This window comes from Streptomyces sp. NPDC107575 (assembly GCF_055657265.1).
The window spans coordinates 801,329-820,324 of sequence record NZ_JBVKBG010000002.1 but is presented as its reverse complement, the minus strand read 5'-3'; the positions used below and the strand labels follow the sequence as shown (position 1 = coordinate 820,324).

The 18,996-nt window shown below is 70.9% G+C and carries 19 protein-coding genes; 17 read left to right on the top strand and 2 right to left on the bottom strand.

The window, feature by feature from the left end; genetic code table 11:
- Window positions 1–95: 95 nt before the first annotated feature.
- Both ACZ7L4_RS10350 and kdgD read left to right on the top strand, forming a co-directional pair.
- Window positions 96–1,265, top strand: a complete 1,170-nt coding sequence (locus ACZ7L4_RS10350; protein ID WP_472101301.1) for an L-talarate/galactarate dehydratase — start codon at window positions 96–98, stop codon at window positions 1,263–1,265.
- A gap of 204 nt (window positions 1,266–1,469) precedes the next feature.
- Complete coding sequence (kdgD, locus tag ACZ7L4_RS10345; RefSeq protein WP_472101300.1) at window positions 1,470–2,387, top strand: 5-dehydro-4-deoxyglucarate dehydratase; 918 nt, start codon at window positions 1,470–1,472, stop codon at window positions 2,385–2,387.
- A 49-nt stretch (window positions 2,388–2,436) separates the two neighbouring features.
- On the opposite strand, the gene ACZ7L4_RS10340 is transcribed toward kdgD, so the two are convergent.
- Window positions 2,437–3,165 carry a FadR/GntR family transcriptional regulator gene (locus tag ACZ7L4_RS10340; protein WP_472101299.1) on the bottom strand — a complete coding sequence of 243 codons (729 nt, stop codon included), beginning with the start codon at window positions 3,163–3,165 and terminating at the stop codon, window positions 2,437–2,439.
- A gap of 71 nt (window positions 3,166–3,236) precedes the next feature.
- A complete protein-coding gene (locus ACZ7L4_RS10335; RefSeq protein WP_472101298.1) occupies window positions 3,237–4,004 on the bottom strand; it encodes an SDR family NAD(P)-dependent oxidoreductase in 768 nt (255 codons plus the stop codon).
- 171 nt (window positions 4,005–4,175) lie between these two features.
- Between ACZ7L4_RS10335 and ACZ7L4_RS10330 the strand changes: the two genes are divergently transcribed.
- From ACZ7L4_RS10330 to ACZ7L4_RS10260, 15 genes are all read left to right on the top strand, one after another.
- A complete protein-coding gene (locus ACZ7L4_RS10330) occupies window positions 4,176–6,149 on the top strand; it encodes a beta-galactosidase (RefSeq protein WP_472101297.1) in 1,974 nt (657 codons plus the stop codon).
- 133 nt (window positions 6,150–6,282) lie between these two features.
- The gene (locus ACZ7L4_RS10325; protein WP_472101296.1) at window positions 6,283–7,614 is read left to right on the top strand and encodes an ABC transporter substrate-binding protein; all 1,332 of its coding nucleotides are present in this window, start codon (window positions 6,283–6,285) and stop codon (window positions 7,612–7,614) included.
- Complete coding sequence (locus ACZ7L4_RS10320) at window positions 7,611–8,597, top strand: carbohydrate ABC transporter permease (RefSeq protein ID WP_472101295.1); 987 nt, start codon at window positions 7,611–7,613, stop codon at window positions 8,595–8,597. Before ACZ7L4_RS10325 ends, ACZ7L4_RS10320 begins: the two co-directional genes overlap by 4 nt.
- Window positions 8,594–9,484 (top strand): carbohydrate ABC transporter permease, encoded by an 891-nt coding sequence (locus ACZ7L4_RS10315; protein ID WP_472101294.1) that lies wholly within the window; start codon window positions 8,594–8,596, stop codon window positions 9,482–9,484. The genes ACZ7L4_RS10320 and ACZ7L4_RS10315 overlap by 4 nt, the downstream gene beginning before the upstream one ends.
- A gap of 74 nt (window positions 9,485–9,558) precedes the next feature.
- On the top strand, window positions 9,559–10,707 hold the full coding sequence (gene dgoD, locus ACZ7L4_RS10310; protein ID WP_472101293.1) for a galactonate dehydratase: 1,149 nt from the start codon (window positions 9,559–9,561) through the stop codon (window positions 10,705–10,707).
- Between the two features lie 145 nt (window positions 10,708–10,852).
- On the top strand, window positions 10,853–11,581 hold the full coding sequence (locus ACZ7L4_RS10305; protein ID WP_472101292.1) for an SDR family NAD(P)-dependent oxidoreductase: 729 nt from the start codon (window positions 10,853–10,855) through the stop codon (window positions 11,579–11,581).
- A 48-nt stretch (window positions 11,582–11,629) separates the two neighbouring features.
- Window positions 11,630–12,133, top strand: coding sequence for a 2,4'-dihydroxyacetophenone dioxygenase family protein (locus ACZ7L4_RS10300; protein WP_472101291.1), 504 nt, complete (start codon window positions 11,630–11,632; stop codon window positions 12,131–12,133).
- 96 nt (window positions 12,134–12,229) lie between these two features.
- Window positions 12,230–13,222: a LysR family transcriptional regulator gene (locus ACZ7L4_RS10295; RefSeq protein WP_472101290.1), complete on the top strand. Its 993-nt coding sequence runs from the start codon at window positions 12,230–12,232 to the stop codon at window positions 13,220–13,222.
- Window positions 13,223–13,289: 67 nt separating this feature from the next.
- On the top strand, window positions 13,290–13,943 hold the full coding sequence (locus ACZ7L4_RS10290) for an RraA family protein (RefSeq protein ID WP_472101289.1): 654 nt from the start codon (window positions 13,290–13,292) through the stop codon (window positions 13,941–13,943).
- Window positions 13,944–13,950: 7 nt separating this feature from the next.
- Window positions 13,951–14,925 (top strand): sugar kinase, encoded by a 975-nt coding sequence (locus tag ACZ7L4_RS10285; protein ID WP_472101288.1) that lies wholly within the window; start codon window positions 13,951–13,953, stop codon window positions 14,923–14,925.
- Window positions 14,926–14,940: 15 nt separating this feature from the next.
- Entirely contained in the window at window positions 14,941–16,083 is a 1,143-nt protein-coding gene (locus ACZ7L4_RS10280; protein ID WP_472101287.1) for an ABC transporter substrate-binding protein, read from the top strand.
- On the top strand, window positions 16,080–16,937 hold the full coding sequence (locus ACZ7L4_RS10275; RefSeq protein ID WP_472101286.1) for an ABC transporter permease: 858 nt from the start codon (window positions 16,080–16,082) through the stop codon (window positions 16,935–16,937). The genes ACZ7L4_RS10280 and ACZ7L4_RS10275 overlap by 4 nt, the downstream gene beginning before the upstream one ends.
- Window positions 16,937–17,758, top strand: a complete 822-nt coding sequence (locus ACZ7L4_RS10270; RefSeq protein WP_472101285.1) for an ABC transporter permease — start codon at window positions 16,937–16,939, stop codon at window positions 17,756–17,758. The genes ACZ7L4_RS10275 and ACZ7L4_RS10270 overlap by 1 nt, the downstream gene beginning before the upstream one ends.
- Window positions 17,755–18,558 (top strand): ABC transporter ATP-binding protein, encoded by an 804-nt coding sequence (locus ACZ7L4_RS10265; protein WP_472101284.1) that lies wholly within the window; start codon window positions 17,755–17,757, stop codon window positions 18,556–18,558. Before ACZ7L4_RS10270 ends, ACZ7L4_RS10265 begins: the two co-directional genes overlap by 4 nt.
- Complete coding sequence (locus tag ACZ7L4_RS10260) at window positions 18,530–18,886, top strand: hypothetical protein (RefSeq protein ID WP_472101283.1); 357 nt, start codon at window positions 18,530–18,532, stop codon at window positions 18,884–18,886. The genes ACZ7L4_RS10265 and ACZ7L4_RS10260 overlap by 29 nt, the downstream gene beginning before the upstream one ends.
- Window positions 18,887–18,996: the final 110 nt, after the last annotated feature.

Genomic DNA, 18,996 nt, shown 5'->3' with positions numbered 1-18,996 from the left:
ATCCAAAAACTATGTTTGACGTGGATCAATCGCCGACCTTAGCGTCAACAGGAATCATCGGCTCACACCCCCAGGGATTCGCAGTGGTGACCAGCATGTCCACAGCCAGTTCAGCCGCCTCCCGTCAGGGCGAGGCGACCCTCGACACCATCGCCTGGATCAAGCTCTCCTCCGTCACGCTGCCCCTCGCGACGCCGATCAGCGACGCCAAGGTGCTCACCGGCCGGCAGAAGCCGATGACCGAGGTCGTCTTCCTGTTCGCGGAGATCGAGACCACCGAGGGCCACTCCGGCATCGGCTTCGGCTACTCCAAGCGCGCTGGCGGCCCCGCGCAGTTCGCCCACGCGAAGGAGATCGCCGACAACCTGATCGGCGAGGACCCCAGCGACATCGGCCGACTGTGGACGAAGCTGGTGTGGGCCGGGGCCTCCGTCGGCCGCAGCGGCGTCGCCACGCAGGCCATCGCCTCGATCGACATCGCCCTGTGGGACCTCAAGGCCAAGCGCGCAGGCCTTCCGCTGGCCAAGCTGCTCGGCGCCCACCGCGACTCGGTGCAGACGTACAACACCTCCGGCGGCTTCCTGCACACGCCGACCGAGCAGGTCCTGGAGAACGCCACCGCGTCCCTGGCCAGCGGCATCGGCGGCATCAAGATCAAGGTCGGCAACCCGGACCGCAAGGCCGACCTCGCCCGGCTGACCGCCGTACGCGAACACATCGGCGACGACGTGCCGTTGATGGTCGACGCCAACCAGCAGTGGGACCGGCCGACCGCCCAGCGCATGGGCCGGGCCATGGAGGAGTTCAACCTCGTCTGGATCGAGGAGCCGCTCGACGCCTACGACGCGCAGGGCCACGCCGCGCTCGCCGCCTCGCTCGACACCTCCGTCGCCACCGGCGAGATGCTCGCCTCGGTCGCCGAGCACGTCGAGCTGATCAAGGCGAACGCCTGCGACATCATCCAGCCCGACGCCCCGCGCATCGGCGGCATCACCCAGTTCCTCAAGCTCGCGACCCTCGCCGAACACCACAACCTGCAGCTCGCCCCGCACTTCGCGATGGAGATCCACCTCCACCTCGCCGCCGCCTACCCGATCGAGCCGTGGGTCGAGCACTTCGACTGGCTGGAGCCGCTGTTCAACGAGCGCCTGGAGACCCGCGACGGTCGCATGCACGTCTCCTCCCGGCCGGGCCTCGGCATCACCCTGAGCGAGCAGGCCCGCGCCTGGACGGTCGCGACGCACGAGGTCGGCGCGCGCCCGTAACCGCCCCTCCCCCGCTCTCTGGCGCGGGCCCCGCTGACGGACAGCGCGGGGCCCGCGCCAGAGCCATGTCCGGACCACTACGCCATACCGACCAGGTATCAGTGGATGCAAAAACAGTGTTGGACGCGCATGAGTGACGCCTCGTAATGTCGTACTCACACCCGCTCTTCACCGACCTCACCACCCCGCAGGAGCAGACCACCCATGTCCTCGTTCACCCCGTCGGAGCTCGGCCAGCGCATCGGCTCGGGCCTGCTCTCCTTCCCCGTCACCCACTTCACGGCCGACGACCTCGCGTTCGACGAGGCCGCCTACCGGGCCAACATCGAGCGTCTGTCGGCGTACGAGGTCGGCGGGCTCTTCGCCGCGGGCGGCACCGGCGAGTTCTTCTCGCTGACCGCCGCCGAGACGGACCGAGTGGTGACCGCGGCCGTGCAGGCGGCACCCGAGGGCACCCCGATCCTCGCCCCGGCCGGATACGGCACGCGGACCGCGATCGAGTACGCGCGGGCGGCCGAACGGGCGGGCGCAGACGGCCTGTTGCTCTTCCCGCCGTACCTCACGGAGGCCTCGCAGGACGGCCTCGCCGAGCACGTCGAGGCGGTCTGCAAGGCGACGGACCTCGGGGTCATCGTCTACGGCCGGGCCAACGCCCAGTACAGCGCGGACACCCTGGCCCGCGTCGCCGAGGCCTGCCCGAACCTGATCGGCTACAAGGACGGCGTCGGCGACATCGACGCCATGACCCGCATCTACACGAAGCTCGGCGACCGCTTCACGTACGTCGGCGGCCTGCCCACGGCGGAGATGTACGCGCTGCCGTACCTCGAACTCGGCGTCACCACCTACTCGTCGGCGATCTTCAACTTCCTGCCGGAGTTCGCGCTCGACTTCTACGCCGCCGTCCGCGGCCGGGACCACGCCACGGTCCTCAAGCACCTGCGCGACTTCGTGCTCCCGTACACGGAGCTGCGCAACCGCAAGGCCGGGTACGCGGTCAGCATCGTCAAGGCGGGCATGACGGCGACGGGCCACCCGGCGGGTCCGGTCCGGCCGCCGCTGACGGACCTCACCGAGGCGGAACTCGCGGAGCTGCAGGCGCTGATCGGTGAGGGCACATAGAGCCCCTGCGGCGATTGAGCAGCGGGGTCCGGGGCAGAGCCCCGCGACGTCAACGCCGCCCCCGCAGCCACTCAAGATCCCGCGCGGCCTGCGCCAGCAACGTACGCATCGCCGACTCCGCCCCGTCCGGGTCCCCCGCGCGTACCGCATCCAGGACCGCGCGGTGACTCGGCACCGGGTCCTCCGGGCGGCGGCCCGTGCCGTGCACGAGGCGGTCGCGGTGGGCGAGGCCCGCCGCTATCACCATCTCCATCCGCTCGAGCAGTTCGTTGTGGGAGGCCCGCAGCAGGGCACCGTGGAAGGCGAGGTCCGCCTCGACCGCGTGGGCCGCGCCGTCCTCGCCGTCCTGCCCCATCGCCTCAAGGGCCGCGTCGAGCGCGGCCAGATCGTCCCCCGTGCGGCGGCGCGCGGCGAGCCGGACCGCGGCCGGCTCGACGATGCCGCGCACCTCGTCCAGGTCGCCGAGCAGCGGATTGCCCGCGCCCACCGCGAGACCCCCGTCGACCGACTCGAACTGCCAGCGCAGCACGTCCGCGTCGAGCAGATGCCAGTCCGCGCGGGGCCGCACGAAGGTGCCGCGCTTCTGCCGGGCGTCGACCATGCCCTTCGCGGCGAGCACCTTCAGGGACTCCCGCAGCGCGGTGAGGCTGACGCCGAGTTCGTCCTGGAGCGCGCCGAGGTCGAGGGTGTCGCCCTCCCCGATCCGGCCGCTGAGCACCCGGTGCGCGATGGTCTCCACGGTCTGCCCGTGCACTCCGCGGCGCGCGTACCCCGCCATGTCCTACCTGCTGTTCTCTCGAAGTCTCGGCCCGCCAAGTATCACCGGGGCGGCGGGAGTTCACCCCGTGTTCACGCGGAGGACTTCATCACGCTCCAGCCGCCGTCGACCACCAGGCTCGTCCCGGTGACGTACGAGGCGTCGGGCGAGGCGAGGAAGGCGATCGCGGACGCCACCTCGTCGGGGCTGCCGAAGCGGCGGGCCGCGGTCCCGGCGACGCTCTCCTCCCGCTCCTCCTGCGGCACCCGGTCCCACACCCCGGTCAGGATCGGCCCGGGCAGCACCGTGTTGACCCGCACCGACGGCCCGTACTCCACGGCGAGTTGGCTGCTGAGCGACAGCAGTCCGCCCTTGGCCGCCGCGTACGCCGGGTGGCCCGGGATGCCGTGCCGGGCGTGCACGGACGAGACCAGGACGACGGCCCCGTCCTGCGTGCGCAGGTCGTCCAGGCAGGTCCGGACGCCGAGGAACGCCGCGGTGAGCCCGATGGACAGCTGACGGTTCCAGGACTCGGGCGAGGTCTCGTGCGCGGGGGCGACCTCGATCCTCACGGCGTTGCTGACCAGGACCCCGACGGGGCCGAAGGCGTGCGCGGCGGTCAGCACCCGCTGCCAGGACTCCTCCCGGGAGACGTCGGCGGGCACGAACGCGGCGCGGCCGCCGTCCCGCTCGATCTCCTCGGCCACCTCGGACCCGTGCCGCTCGTCGATGTCGGCGAGCACGACGGCCGCCCCCTCCGCGGCGAGCCGGCACGCGGTGGCGGCGCCGATGCCCGCGGCGGCTCCGGTCACGACGGCGGTGCGCCCGGCGAAACGGTCGGTGGTGCGCGGGGCTGTCATGGGCTGCCTCCTGGTTCCGGTGGCCCGGGAACATGATCATCAACTGTCGGGCCGGACAAGGGGGTTGACCCCCTCCGTTCACGCTCCTATATTCCGCCACGTTAATTCCTAATTAATGGATTGAACAAGGCCGAGCACAACCAGCGAATCCCACGGATCGAGTGAGGTGTGATGCTCCACTTCGGCGCCGACTACAACCCCGAGCAGTGGCCCGAGGAGGTCTGGTCCGAGGACACCCGGCTGATGAAGGAGGCCGGGGTCACCATGGTCACGGCCGGGATCTTCTCCTGGGCCAAGGTCGAGCCCCGGCCCGGGGAGTACGACTTCGGCTGGTTCGACCGCGTCATGGACAACCTCGCCGACGCGGGCATCCGGGTCTGCCTGGCCACCATGACCGCCTCCCCGCCGCCGTGGCTCTCGCGCCTGCACCCGGACGTCCTCCCGGAGACCGAGGACGGCCGGCGCAAGTGGCCCGGCGGCCGCCAGCACTACTGCCCCTCCAGCCCGGTCTACCGGGAACACGCCACCCGCCTCGTCGAGCGCCTCGCCACCCGTTATGCCGACCACCCGGCCCTGGACACCTGGCACATCGGCAACGAGTACGGCTGCCACACCCGCCAGTGCCACTGCGATGTGTCGGCGGCCGACTTCCGCCGCTGGCTGCGCGCGCGGTACGGATCCGTGGACGCGCTCAACGAGGCCTGGTCCACGGCCTTCTGGTCGCAGCGCTACGACGACTTCGACGAGGTCCTGCCGCCGCGCCTCGCCCCCACCTTCGCCAACCCGGCCCAGCAGCTGGATTACTGGCGCTTCAGCGACGACGCGCTGCGCCAGTGCTACCTCGCCGAGGAGGCCGTGCTGCGCCGCGTCACGCCGGACGTGCCGATCACCACGAACCTGATGCCGAACCACAAGCCGGTCGACGCGTTCGCCTGGTCGCGGCACATGGACGTGATGGCGCTCGACCACTACCAGGACCCGTACGAGGCGGACCCGCACCTCACGGCCGCGTACAACTTCGACCTGATGCGCTCGGCGCGCGGCGGCCAGCCCTGGCTCCTCCTCGAACAAGCCCCGAGCGCGGTCAACTGGCGCCCCCGCAACAGCCCGAAGCAGCCCGGCCGGATGCGCCTGTGGAGCTGGCAGGCCGTCGCGCAGGGAGCCGACGCGGTCCTGTACTTCCAGTGGCGCCAGTCGCGCGGCGGGGCCGAGAAGTACCACTCGGCGATGGTGCCGCACGCCGGTACCGACACCCGCATCTTCCGCGAAGTGTCGGACCTCGGGCGGGAGTTGGCGTCCGTCCCGGAGATCGCGGGCACCCGCTCGACGTCCGACGCCGCGCTCCTCACCGACTGGAACAGCTGGTGGGCCCTGGAGCTGGACTCGCACCCCTCGACGGCGCTGAACCAGACCGACATCAACCTCGCGCACCACCGCGCCCTGTTCGACGCGGGCGTGCCGTGCGACATCGTCCCGCCGGACCGCGACCTGTCCTCGTACAAGCTCGTCGTCGTGCCGAACCTGTACCTGCTCAGCCAGGAGAACGCCGAGCGGCTCGCGGCCTACGTCGAGGGCGGCGGGCACCTCGTCGTGTCCTTCTTCTCCGGCATCGTCGACGACTGCGACCGGGTCGAACTCGGCGGCTACCCGGCCCACTTGCGGCGACTGCTCGGCATCCGCACGGAGGAGTTCTGGCCACTCGACGAGGGTCAACACCGCACGTTGCGGGGCGAGTTGACCGGCCGCGCCGACCTCTGGTCGGAGGCCATCGACCTGGAGGGCGCCGAAGCCGTCGCCCGCTTCGAGGACGGCGAACTCGCGAACCGCCCGGCGGTCACCCGCCACTCGTACGGCGACGGCACGGCCTGGTACATCGGCACCCGCCTCGAACCGGCGGCGCTGCGCGCGTTGTTGGACCGGGTGCGCGGGGAGGCCGGGGTGGCCCCCGTCCTGCCGAACCTCCCCGCAGCCGTGCAGGCAACCATCCGCGAGGGCGCGACCGGCCGCTTCCTGTTCCTGCTGAACCACGGCGAGGTCGAGGCGGCGGTCGACCTCCCCACAGCGATGCGCGACCGCCTCACCGACTCCGCCCCCACCTCCCAGCTCACCCTGCCGGCATACGGCGTCGCCGTGCTCCAGACCTGAGCCGTCCGGCCCAGGTGACCAAATCAAGCCCCGCCGGCGATTGAGGCGCGGGGCCCGGGGCAGAGCCCCGCGACCGCAACCCCGTGCGACCGAGACCCGCGCGGGCGCACCCGCACTCTGACAAGGAGGTCAGATGCCTCAACCACCCACCCGGCGAAAGATCCTGACGTGGGCCGCAGCAACCGCCGCAACCCCCGCGGTAGCGGCCTGCGGGGAAACCGCCGGCGCCGCCCGCATGTCGAAGGACCACGGCCGCAAACCGGGCCAGAAGGTCACCCTCAGGATCTGGACCTGGGTCCCGCTGCAAAAGGCGGTCGCGCTGTGGAACAAGCGCAACCCGGACATCCAGGTCGTCGCCCAGATGGTGCCCGCCAACACCTCCGGCGGCTACCAGAAGATGCACGCCTCCCTGAAGGCCGGCAACCCGCCGGACCTCGCCCAGGTCGAGTACTACGCGCTGCCCGAGTTCATGCTCGAGGGCGGCCTGACCAACCTCAGCAAGTTCGGCGCGGACAAGCTCAAGGACCACTACGTCGACTGGCAGTGGAAGCAGGGCGTCTTCGCGGGCCAGACGTACGCGATCCCCCAGGCCTCCGGGCCCATGGGCCTGTTCTACCGCAAGGACCTCCTGGAGAAGTGGGGCGCCGACGTGCCCCGGACCTGGGACGAGTACCGCGCGGTCGCCAAGAGGGCCAAGAAGCACGGCTCGTACATGACCGCCTTCCCGCCGTCCAACGCCCAGTGGTGGGCCTCGTTCCCCTGGCAGCGCGGCGCCCACTGGGTGCGCACCGAGGGCGACACCTGGATCGTCGACCTGACGTCCCCTGAGTCCCTCGAGGTCGCGGACTACTGGGACGGCCTGATCCGTGACCGCTTCCTGCTGCAGACACAGGACGCGCAGAGCGCCTTCTACAAGGGACTGCAGACCGGGCAGCTGGCGACCTGGCCGGGCGCGCAGTGGTACGACGCGCTGATCCGCGGCAACGCCCCGCGCACCAAGGGCAAGTGGGCGGTGGCCGAACTGCCGCAGTGGGAGCGGGGCGCGCACGCCTCCTCGAACTGGGGCGGCTCCTCCACCGCGATTCTCCAGGGCTCCCAGCACCCCGTCGAGGCACTGAAGTTCGCGCACTGGCTGAACACGGACCCGGACAGCATGAAGCTGCTGATCGAGGCCGGGTACGGCTGGCCTGCGGCGAAGATCGACCTGCCGAAGACGCCTCTCGGCAAGCCCGACCCGTTCTTCGGCGGCCAGCGCTACAACGAGGTCTTCCAGACCTCCGACCGCAACGTCGACACCTCCTGGCGGTACGCGCCGACCACCACGCAGTCCTTCACCCACATCCAGGACAACCTGGCGCTCGCCCTCGCGGGCAAGGGCTCGTTCGTGGACGCGCTGAAGGACGCGCAGACCAAGTTCGTCGACGACCTCAAGGCCAAGGGACTCAAGGCGAGGAGCGCACGATGACGACATCATCCGTGAGGTCCGCGCGGCCCGGCGCCGACGGCCCGGCGTCCACGGCCAGGGACCCGAAGGCGACCGGCCGCCGCCGCACCCGCCGCGCACGCCCCGACCGCAAGGCGTGGCTGTTCCTCGGACCGTTCCTCGCGGTCTACCTCTTCGCCATGATCATCCCGGTGTTCTACGCGATCTACCAGAGCCTGCTGAAGGTCGAACGTTCCGGACCGCTCGGGCTCGGCTCCCCGAAGGTCGTCTTCGGCGGCCTCGACAACTACGCGATCGCGCTCCAGCAGGACGCGTTCCTGGAGGGCTTCGGCCGGGTGCTGCTCTTCGGGATCGTGCAGGTCCCGGTGATGCTGCTGCTCTCGCTGGTGCTCGCGCTGCTGCTCGACCAGATCTCCGACCGCTGGGCCGGCCTGATGCGGGCGACGTACTTCCTCCCGTACGGCATCCCCGGCGTCATCGCGACGATCCTGTGGGGCTTCCTGTACGTCCCCGGCATCAGCCCGATCACGGAGATGCTCGGCGACCTGGGCTTCCAGCCGGACTTCCTCGGCCCGGACAACGTGCTGTGGTCCATCGCGAACATCGTGATCTGGGAGTTCGCGGGCTACAACATGCTGATCATCGTCGCCCAGCTGAAGTCGATTCCGCAGGAGCTGTACGAGGCGGCGAGGATCGACGGGGCGGGCCCCTGGCAGATCGCCCTGCGCGTGAAGATCCCGCTCGTCCGCCCGGCCCTCGTCCTCACCTGCGTGTTCTCCATCATCGGCACGATGCAGCTGTTCGCCGAGCCGCTGGTCCTGAAGAAGATCGCGCCGGCCGTCATCCCCGACTACACGCCGAACCTCAGCGCGTACTTCGACGCCTTCTCCAACGCCAACATCTACGTGGCCGCCGCCAAGTCCGTGATCCTCGCCGTCGTCGCGATGGTCCTGTCCTTCGGCTTCCTGAGCCTCGTCACCCGCAAGCAGAGGAGCGAGCGATGAGCGCCGTCGACGTCGAGCAGCCCGAGGTCGGGACCGCCGACAGGCCACGCCGTGTCACACCGGGCCGGATCGTGCTGGTCGCGGTCCTCACCATCGCCGCGATCTACTTCCTCGTGCCCGTGTACTGGCTGATCGTCGCGGCGACGAAGAACAACGACAGCCTCTACGGCTCGTTCGGCTTCTGGTTCGACAACCCGCAGCTGCTGCACAACCTGGGCAATGTCTTCTCCTACGACCACCACGTCTATCTCCAGTGGGCCCTGAACTCCCTGCTGTACGCGGGGGTGGGCGCGGTCCTCGCCACCCTCTTCTCGGCGGCGGCCGGTTTCGCGCTCGCGAAGTATCGGTTCCGGGGCCGCGAGGCGGTGTTCAAGTTCGTCCTCGCGGGCGTCCTGCTCCCCTCCACGGCACTCGCCCTCCCCCTGTACCTGCTCTTCAGCAAGCTGCACCTGACGGACACGTACTGGGCGGTCCTGATCCCCAGCATCGTCTCGCCCTTCGGCGTCTATCTGTGCCGGATCTACGCGGAGGCCTCCATCCCGGACTCGCTCCTGGAGGCGGCACGGGTGGACGGCGCGGGCGAGGAGCGGATCTTCGCCACCCTCGTCCTGCGCATCATGACGCCCGCGCTCGTGACCGTCTTCCTCTTCCAGTTCGTGCACATCTGGAACAACTACTTCCTGCCGTTGGTGATGCTCTCCGACGACCGGAAGTACCCGATCACGCTCGGCCTGGTCACCTGGCAGCAGGCCGCCGACCGGGTCCCGGAGCTGACGCAGTACACCATCGGCGGCGCCTTCGTCTCCGTCATCCCGCTGGCCGTCGCGATGCTCGTCCTGCAGCGCTTCTGGCGCACGGGCCTGACCGAGGGCAGCGTCAAGGAGTAGCCGGACCGCAAGCAGGGAGCAGCAGCCGAGACAGAGTCGAGAGAGAGTCGCGAGAGAGAAAGGGAGCACCAGGCTTGAAGATCACCCGAGTCGAGACCTTCGCCGTGCCGCCGCGCTGGCTGATGTGCCGGATCGAGACGGACGACGGTCTCGTCGGCTGGGGCGAGCCCGTGGTGGAGGGCCGCGCCGACACCGTCCGCGCGGCCGTCCACGAACTCGCCGACCAGTTCCTCCTCGGCGCGGACCCGCTGCGCGTCGAGGACCACTGGCAGCTGATGACCAAGGGCTCGTTCTACCGGGGCGGGCCGGTCCTCTCCAGCGCCGTCGCGGGCCTCGACCAGGCGCTGTGGGACATCGCGGGCCACGCGTACGACGCGCCGGTGCACCAGCTCCTCGGCGGTCCGGTACGCGAGCGGGTGCGCGCCTACTGCTGGGTCGGCGGCGACGAGCCGGCCGAGCTGCGCGACCAGATCGCCGAGCAGGCGGCGGCCGGTTTCACGGCGGTGAAGATGAACGGATCGGGCCGCGCGAACCGCCTCCCCACAGTCGCCGAACTCGACGCCATGGCGGAGCGCGCCGCGGTGGCCCGCGAAGTCCTGGGCCCCGAGGGCGACTTCGCGGTCGACCTCCACGGCCGCTTCACGGTGGCGGGCGCGGTCCGCGCGACGGCGGCCCTCACGCCCTACGGCCCCATGTTCATCGAGGAGCCGGTCCTGCCCGAGTACACCCACCGCATCGGCCGGGTGGTGGACTCCACGACGACACCGATCGCGACGGGCGAGCGACTGTACTCCCGTACGGAGGTGCTCCCTGCGCTCCAGTCGGGGGTGGCGGTGGTCCAGCCGGACCTCTCGCACGCGGGCGGCATCTCGGAATCGCGGCGCATCGCCTCCCTCGCCGAGGCCTTCGACGCACTGGTCGCCCCGCACTGCCCACTCGGCCCCGTCGCCCTGGCGGCAAGCCTCCAACTGGCCTTCTGCACACCGAACTTCCTGATCCAGGAACAGTCCATCGGCATCCACTACAACAACGGCTCCGAACTCCTCGACTACGTGGCGGACCCCGAGGTCTTCCACTTCCACGAAGGCCACTTCACCCGCCCCACCCTGCCGGGCCTCGGCATCCACATCGACGAAAAGGCGGTCCGCGCGGCGAACGACTCGGCGGCGAGCTGGCACAACCCGGTGTGGCGTCATGGGGACGGGTCGTTCGCGGAGTGGTGACACCCCCGGGCCGGGGAGGGCCTCGCATCCGAATGGCCCTCATTCCCCCCACGTATGAGAACTGACGCCTGGACACCCCCCGTGGTCGACTCGGAGGCGATCGCGCTCGCGGTCGCTTCCGAGCCGGACACAGAAGGGGGCGCATGTGCACCAGGACGAGGTGGCGGGGCCCGGTGGGCGGACCGTGGTGGTCACCGGTGGGACCAGCGGCATCGGTGCCGCGATCGCGCGGCGCTTCGCCGCCGACGGGGACGGGGTCGTGGTCGCGGGCCTCGAAGCGGACCGGTGCGCGGGCGAACTGCCGCCAGGCGTACGGGCCGTGGAGCTCGACGTCACACGCCCGGACGCGCTGGGTGCGTTCCTCGACGGCCTCGACGGGCTCGACGTGCTGGTCAACGCGGCCGGGGTGATCGCCCGCGGCCGGGAGTACGAGCCGGAGGTCTTCGCCGACGTCATCGGCGTCAACCTCACCGGGACGATGCGCAGTTGCGTCGCGGCCCGCAAGGCGCTCGCCGACACCGGCGGCTGCATCGTCAACGTCGCCTCCATGCTGAGCTACTTCGGCGGCCCCAAGGTGCCCGCGTACAGCTCCAGCAAGGGCGGGGTGATGCAGCTGACGAAGTCCCTCGCCGTCGCCTGGGCGGACCAGGGCATCCGGGTCAACGCGGTGGCGCCCGGCTGGATCCGCACCCCGCTCACCCGGGCGCTCCAGGAGGACCCGGAGAACAGCCGCCGCATCATCGACCGCACCCCGATGGGGCGCTGGGGCACACCCGCGGAGATCGCGGGGGCCGTCGCGTTCCTCGCGGGCCCGGACGCCGGGTTCATCACGGGGGCCGTGCTCGCGGTGGACGGCGGCTACCTCGCCGCCTGAGTGCGGCCGCTCCTCTCAACTCCCCGACGTCGAAAGGAAGCTCACGCCATGTCACAGAGTCGAGGCCCGGTCATTCCCGTCTCCTCCGTCGTGCCGTCGGAGATCGCCGTGGCGGCACTGCCCGAGGACGAGCGGGTGTGGGTGCCGCAGGCGCCGAACGTGTGGTTCCGGCCGCTGATGTTCAACACGGTGACCGGGCAGTGGTGCAACCTGCTGAAGGTGACCGCCGCCGGCATCGTGTCCCGGCACCGGCACCCGGGCGTCGTCTTCGGCTATGTCATCAAGGGCAAGTGGCACTACTACGAGCACGAATGGGTCGCGGAGGCGGGCCACTTCGTCTACGAGCCGCCCGGCGAGATCCACACGCTCGCCGTGCCCGAGGACTGCGCCGAGATGATCACGTTCTTCAACATCACGGGAGCGATGGCCTACGTCGACGAGGACGGCGTCCAGATCGGCTACGAGGACACCTTCACGAAGATCGAGATGTGCCGGGAGCACTACGACAAGGTGGGCCTCGGCGCGCAGTACGTGGACCGGTTCATCCGCTGATGCCCCGGAACGGCGGCGGATGAGGTGATCACGCACCATTCTTTTGGCGGCTCACCGAGGGTAGCGTTCCGGTCGATCTCGGTGACTGGAGGCGTCATGGACCTCGCAAGCGTGCACCACTACCGCATCGACTGGATCGTCAGCTTCGTGGCGGTCGCCCGGCACGGCAGCTTCTCCGCCGCCGCGAAGACCCTCTACCGCTCCCAGCCGCGCGTGAGCAGCCATATCGCCGCGCTGGAGCGGCTCGTGGGGCGGCGGCTCGTCGACCGCTCCGTGCAGCCCGCGACACTCACCCCGGAGGGCCGGGGGCTGCTCCCGCACGCCGAGGAGATCCTGCGGCGGCTCGACCTGATGGCCGAGAGCACCGAGGGCGCGGTGTGCGGGACGGTCCGGCTCGGCTGCTATCCGAGCGCCGCCGCCCATCTGTACCCGCGGGCGGTGCGGGCCCTGCGCGCGTCGCATCCGCGCGTGCGGCTCGTCCTGCACGAGGGGCCGAGCCTGGAGCTGGGCGAGCAACTCGTCGACGGCGGCGTCGATCTCGCCGTCAGACCGCTGCACCCGCTCGTCAGCTCCGACAAGGTGGCCAACCGGGTGCTGTGGCGCGAGCCGCTGGTCGCGGTCTTCCGCGCGGACCATCCGCTGGCCGGCGCGCACGAGGTGGCGCTCGCCCAGACGGTGACCCAGCCGGTGATCAGCATCGGAGAGAGCGACGACGGGCACAGCCGCCAGTACGAGACCAGTCTCGCCTTCGCCAACCTCGGCCTGCAGCCGGTGATCCGCGAACGCACCAACCAGCCGCAGACGTTGATCTCCCTTGTCCGGCACGGGCTCGGCGTCGGTGTCACCAACGCCCTCGCCATGACCACCGCCGACACCGAGGGCGTGACCCTCGTACCGATCCGCGACGCCGGGTGCGAGCGGGCCGTGGCCACCTGGTGGCGAACCGGCGAGGAGTCGCCCGCCGTCGCGGCCGTACGGGAGTGCCTCGACCGGCTGCCGGGACCCACCTGGCCGTGGAGCGCCCCGACCGCGCCGTCCGTGCCCGCGCCATCCGCTAGTCGAATAGCCGCATTCGCGACCGAACGCTGACGGTCCATCAGTGCGCTCCTACGGTTGCCCCAGTCGATTCGCCGACCTGGACAGGAGCACATCCCGCATGGCCAACTCCTTCTCCCCCGAGACCATCGAGGCGTTCCGCCCGCTCGCCACGGCATCCGTCGCCGACGCCGTCGAGCAGTTCGGAGCGCGCGGCTATCTCTCCGGCACCATCCGCCAGGTCCTGCCCGGCAAGCTGGTCGGCCCGGCCGTCACCGTCCTGGAGGTGCCCTCGCCCGAGCCCGCCCCGCCGGAGCACGCGCTGCGGGCCATCGACGAGTCGGCGCCGGGCAGCGTCGTGTGCATCGCGGCGGGCGGCGCCGACGTCGCGGTGTGGGGCGGCCTGATGAGCGCGGGCGCCGTCGCCAACGGTGTCGCGGGCGCGGTACTCGACGCGGGTGTCCGCGACATCGAGGAGATCCGCCGCGACTACCCGCAGTTCCCCGTCTACGCCCGCGGCGGCGTCCCGGCCACCACCGTCGGCCGCTACCGCACGGTCAGCCTGAACGAGCCGGTCAAGATGGGCGGTACGCGGGTGTGCCCCGGCGACCTGATCGTCGCGGACAGCGACGGCGTGGTGTGCGTACCCGCGGAGCGTGTGCCCGAAGTCCTCGAGGCGGCGCAGGAGATCGAGCGGCGGGAGCGCGAACAGACCGTCCTGATCCTGGAATCGGGCTCGCTGCGCGGCGGGCTCGAGAAGTACCACCGGATCTGAGGCGGGCGTGGACATCCTCGCGGCCGGTGAGCCGCTCCTCGAGTTCAACTCGTCCACGGACGCGCCGGGTCCTGTCGATGCGGGTGCCTCCTTCACCGTCGGGCACGGCGGCGACACCTCCAACTTCTGTGTGGCCGCCCGCCGTTCCGGCGCCGACGCCGGGTACATCACGCGCATCGGCGACGACGACTTCGGAGCCTCCTTCCTGCGGCTGTGGGAGCGGGAAGGTGTCACGACCGAGCACGTGATCCGCGAGCCGGGCGGGCGGACCGGGATCTACTTCATCGCCCGCACCCCGGCCGAGAGTTCCTTCACGTACTTCCGTGCGCGGTCCCCCGCCAGCCGCCTCGCGCCCGCCGACCTGCCGGCCGAGGCCATCGCGCGGGCCCGCCTCCTGCACCTGAGCGGTGTCACCCAGGCGATCTCCACCTCCGCCTGCGACGCGACCTTCCACGCGATGCAACTGGCCCGGGCCAACGGCACGTTGGTCAGCTACGACCCCAACCTCCGGCCCGCCCTGTGGCCCGCCGAACGGGCCCGTGCGGTGGCCTGGCGCAGCATCGAGCTGTGCGACATCGCGCTGCCGAATCTCGCCGAGGGGCGGCAGCTCACCGGGCTGCACGCGCCGGACGACGTCCTCGCGGAGTTCGTGGGGCGCGGGCCCTCGATCGTGGTCCTGAAGATGGGCGACCAGGGGGCGCTCCTCGCCCACGCCGGGACGGTCACCCGCGTCCCGCCGCATCCGGTCGACCCGGTGGACACCACCGGCGCCGGTGACACCTTCGACGGCGCCTTCGCGGCGCGCCTCCTCGCCGGGGCCACCCCCGAGGAGGCCGCCCGGTACGCGGCGGTCGCGGCGGCGCTCACCACGACGGGGCCCGGCGCCGTCACCCCGATCCCGCGCCGCGAGGACGTCGACGCCGCGCTGCGGCACCTCGGCGCCGACCGGCCACCACCGTCAGCAAGCACACCGGTCCGATGAGGAGTTGAGAAGCCAATGGTTCGCGCCAAACGCCACGTCGCCGTGGCGGCATGCTCGGGAATCCTGCTGCTCGCGGGGTGTTCCGACGGTTCCACCGTGGACGATGCCGTAGAAGGTGCGTCCGGCGCGGGCGCGGCGGCGCCGACCCGCGTCAGAGCCGGATATGTGTCCGCCATCGACCAGATAGGCCTGCCGTCCGGCGTGGAGGCCGGTTACTTCGACGAGCAGAACCTCAATGTGAAGCTGGCCCAGCCGTACCCGACCGGTGTCGACGCGCTCAACGCGCTGCAAGCGGGCGAGGTCGACTTCGTCCAGGTCGGCACGCCCTCGATCGCCGCCGCGCAGAAGGGCATCGACCTGTCCCTGGTCGGCAACTACACCGGTTCGTCGAGCCGGAAGAGCATCGACGAGACGATGGCCGTGGTCGCGGCCGCCAAGTCCGGCGTGGACGGCAAGGACCTCACGACCCTGCGCGGCAAGAAGATCGGCGTCTCCGAGGGCTCCATCAACCACCTCTATCTGCTCGGCCTGTTGCGCGAGGCCGGCCTCAAGACCGGTGACGTCAAGATCGTGAACACCGAGCCGCCGGACATGGCGGTCGCGCTCAAGACGGGTGGCATCGACGCCGCGATTGTCTGGGACCCGTTCCCCATCACCATCGTCGACCAGGTCGACGGCGCCAAGGAGGTGCTGCGGGGCGGCGGCCACATCCCGTTCATCGGCTACATCGTCACCACACCCGCGTACGCGAAGAAGCACCCGGAGGTCGTCGAGCGCTTCCTCACCGCGCGGGCGCGCACCGACCAGTGGATGCGCGAGAACCCCGAGGACGCGGCCGACTCCGCGACCCGGTGGTTGCCCGGCACCAAGAAGGCGGTGGCCGTGGAGGCGATGAAGCACAACGTGAAGCAGCTCGACCCGCGCTTCTCCGCCTGCAACTACCTCGCCCTCGACACCCAGGCCCGGCTGCTCGCCCAGCAGGGTGCCGTCAAGTCCGGCTTCGACGTCGACAGGTACTTCGACCCGAAGCCGATCCTCAAGGTGATGGCGGCCAACCCGAAGCTGTTCCGGGACCTGCCCGACGTACCAAAGGCGGCGGCCGTCGAGGGCGGATACCGCTTCGACCGGTCGAGCGCGTCGAAGGCCTGCCCGTCGTGACCCCGCCGACGACGAAGGTGGCTCCCCCGCGCGCGACGGTCGCCCTGCCGCGCCACGCGCGAAAGTCCCGCAAGCGGCGCGGCCCCCGCCTCGGCCGCGCGCTCTGGTTCCTCGGGCCGCTCGCCGTGCTCGTCGTCGCGTGGGCGGTGGCGGTCGCCGTCACGGGGACGCCACTGCGGGTGTTCCCGCAGGTGACCGACGTGCTGCGGGCGCTCGGTGACATGGCGGCGAGCGGCGATCTGGTCCGGCATCTGGGCGCGAGCCTGCGGCGGATGGGCCTCGGGATCGTGCTCGCGCTGGTGACCGCGCTCCCCTTCGGCATCGCCCTCGGGTCGAGCCGGGCGCTGTCCGCGTTCTTCGCGCCGCTGCTGCGGTTCTCGGTGGCGCTCGCGGGCATCGCGTGGATCCCGGTGGCGACGCTGTGGTTCGGCTACGGCGACCGCGCGGTCGTCTTCATCGTGTGGAACGCGATGTTCTTCGCGCTGACGTACAACGCGATGCTGGGCGTGCGCCAGATCCCGGTCCAACTGCTGCGCGCCGCGCGCTCGTTGGGCACCGGACGTGTGCGGATGTTCTGGGAGATCCTGCTGCCGGGCGCCCTGCCGAGCATCGTCACCGGCCTGCGCGTGGGGCTCGGATACGGCTGGCGCGGGCTCGTGGCCGCCGAGATCATCGCGGGCAGCGCGGGCCTCGGCTACGCGCTGTTCCAGGCGCAGAAGTACTTCCGCACCGACGTCATCATCGCCTCGATGGTGATCATCGGGGTGCTGTGGCTGCTGATGGACCGACTGCTGCTCGCACCGCTCGAGCGGCGCACGGTGGAGCGCTGGGGCATGACGGGGGTGAACCGCTGATGGCCGCACTGTCCACGGCGCCCGCACCCGTGTGGCGGCGCCTGCTGCGCAGCGGCACCGTCCGCACGCTCGGCCCGTTCGTGCCGGTCGTCGCCCTGTGGTGGCTGCTCGCCGAGTTCGAGGTGTTCCCCCGCTCGTTCTTCGCGGGCCCCGGCACCGTCCTCACGACGCTCGGCGGCCTCCTGGAGAAGGGCATCCTGCCGGGCTATCTCTCCGACTCCCTGACCCGCCTCGCGTACGGCGTCGGCTTCGGGCTGCTCATCGGCCTGCCGCTGGGCTTCGCGGTCGCGATGATCGGCCGGCTGCGCCGGTTCTTCTGGCCGATCCTGCTGTTCTTCCAGGCGATCGCGGACATCGCGTGGCTGCCGATCGTCATCGTCTGGTTCGGCTTCAGCCTGACCGCCGTCACCTTCGTGATCGTCTACACCATCGTCTTCCCGCTGATGCTGAGCGTCGTCGCGGGCGTCGAGCAGGTGCCGCGCGAGCTGGTGCGGGCGGCGCGCAGCCTCGGGGCCGGGCGGTGGCGGGTGTTCGTCGAGGTGATCGTGCCGGGCTCGCTGCCGTCGGTGGCGGGCGGCATCCGCACCGGGCTCGGCTACGGCTGGCGGGCCCTGGTGGCCGCCGAGATCATCGTCGGCACCAGCGGAATCGGCTACATGATGTTCGACGCGCGCCGGGTCGGCGACATCAGCCAGGTCTTCCTCGGCATGGTCGTCCTCGGCGCGCTCTGGTACGCGCTCGACGCGCTGATTCTGGCCCCGTTCGAGCGGGCGACCGTCGAACGCTGGGGAATGGTACGCAGGTTGGAGGCCGACGGATGACCGCCCTGGAGATCAAGGCACTGCGCAAGGCGTACGCGGACGACTACAGCGGCGAGGAGGTCACGGCCATCGACGAGGTCTCCTTCGGCGTCCAGGAGGGCGAGTTCGTGTCGGTCCTCGGGCCGAGCGGCTGCGGCAAGACGACCGTCCTGAACATCGTCGCCGGGTTCGTCGAGGCGAGCGGCGGAACGGTGTCCGTAGACGGCGCACCCGTGCACGGGCCAGGACCCGACCGGGGCGTGGTGTTCCAGAGCCACGCCCTCTTCCCGTGGAAGACGGTGCTCGGCAATGTCGCCTTCGGCCCGCGCATGCGCGGGGTCCCGAAGGCCGAACGCGCCGCCCGTGCACGGGAGTTTCTCGACCTGGTCGGCCTCGGCGGCTTCGAGCACCGCTACCCGCACGAGCTGTCCGGCGGCATGCAGCAGCGGCTCGGCGTGGCCCGCGTGCTCGCCAACGAACCGGCGGTGATGCTCATGGACGAGCCGTTCGCGTCCATCGACGCGCAGACCCGGCGCAAGCTGCAGGAGGACCTCACCGGCATCTTCGAGAGCCGCCGCCCGACGGTCTTCTTCGTCACCCACGACGTCGACGAGGCGGTGTCCCTCTCCGACCGCGTCGTGGTGCTCACCCGGCGCCCCAGCCGGGTCAGGGAGATCGTCGACGTCGAGCTGCCCCGGCCCCGGCGCTGGGACACCGCCGTGACGCTGCCGGAGTTCCGGTCCGCCGTGGACCGGGTGAACGCGCTGCTGGCAGGGGAAGGGGATGAGGACGGTGCCGCCGACGTCGTCGCTTCTGCGTAGAACCGCGAAGAGTCCTACGCTGCGCAAGATCGCGGTGGTGGTGCTGCTGGTGATCGTCTACCAGGTGTGGCTGAGCGTGCAGGCCACCGGGAAGGTCGGCCCGGGAGTAGGTGAACTCCGCGATCCCCGTGGGCGGTTCGCCGTCGACGTCGAACTCGGCTTCAAGCCGGAGCGGTACCACATCCTGCAGCTGCAGAAGCACGGGCGGATCGCCGGCACGGACGGCGACGTGGTGCATCTGCGCGGGGTGGCACCGGCCGGCGTGGACGCGCTGACCCGCGAGTACTGGATCGAGCACATCGAGGCACCACCGGGGGCGCCGCGCTGAACCGGCCTGCCAGGCAGGCGGGTTCACGCCGCCGCACGCTATTCGGAAACCGTATCGGCCCTCCTCTGAAAGCCGGCCCCTTCTGGTCCGCGGCGCTCGGGCGGCGGTAG

Coding starts and splice junctions, on each gene's coding strand:
- ACZ7L4_RS10320 (WP_472101295.1), top strand. CDS start 7,611: ATGACGACATCATCCGTGAGGTCCGCGCGGCCCGGCGCCGACGGCCCG.
- kdgD (WP_472101300.1), top strand. CDS start 1,470: ATGTCCTCGTTCACCCCGTCGGAGCTCGGCCAGCGCATCGGCTCGGGC.
- ACZ7L4_RS10290 (WP_472101289.1), top strand. CDS start 13,290: ATGGCCAACTCCTTCTCCCCCGAGACCATCGAGGCGTTCCGCCCGCTC.
- ACZ7L4_RS10295 (WP_472101290.1), top strand. CDS start 12,230: ATGGACCTCGCAAGCGTGCACCACTACCGCATCGACTGGATCGTCAGC.
- ACZ7L4_RS10330 (WP_472101297.1), top strand. CDS start 4,176: ATGCTCCACTTCGGCGCCGACTACAACCCCGAGCAGTGGCCCGAGGAG.
- ACZ7L4_RS10315 (WP_472101294.1), top strand. CDS start 8,594: ATGAGCGCCGTCGACGTCGAGCAGCCCGAGGTCGGGACCGCCGACAGG.
- ACZ7L4_RS10350 (WP_472101301.1), top strand. CDS start 96: ATGTCCACAGCCAGTTCAGCCGCCTCCCGTCAGGGCGAGGCGACCCTC.
- ACZ7L4_RS10265 (WP_472101284.1), top strand. CDS start 17,755: ATGACCGCCCTGGAGATCAAGGCACTGCGCAAGGCGTACGCGGACGAC.
- ACZ7L4_RS10325 (WP_472101296.1), top strand. CDS start 6,283: ATGCCTCAACCACCCACCCGGCGAAAGATCCTGACGTGGGCCGCAGCA.
- ACZ7L4_RS10280 (WP_472101287.1), top strand. CDS start 14,941: ATGGTTCGCGCCAAACGCCACGTCGCCGTGGCGGCATGCTCGGGAATC.
- ACZ7L4_RS10335 (WP_472101298.1), bottom strand. CDS start 4,004: ATGACAGCCCCGCGCACCACCGACCGTTTCGCCGGGCGCACCGCCGTC.
- ACZ7L4_RS10340 (WP_472101299.1), bottom strand. CDS start 3,165: ATGGCGGGGTACGCGCGCCGCGGAGTGCACGGGCAGACCGTGGAGACC.
- ACZ7L4_RS10270 (WP_472101285.1), top strand. CDS start 16,937: ATGGCCGCACTGTCCACGGCGCCCGCACCCGTGTGGCGGCGCCTGCTG.
- ACZ7L4_RS10300 (WP_472101291.1), top strand. CDS start 11,630: ATGTCACAGAGTCGAGGCCCGGTCATTCCCGTCTCCTCCGTCGTGCCG.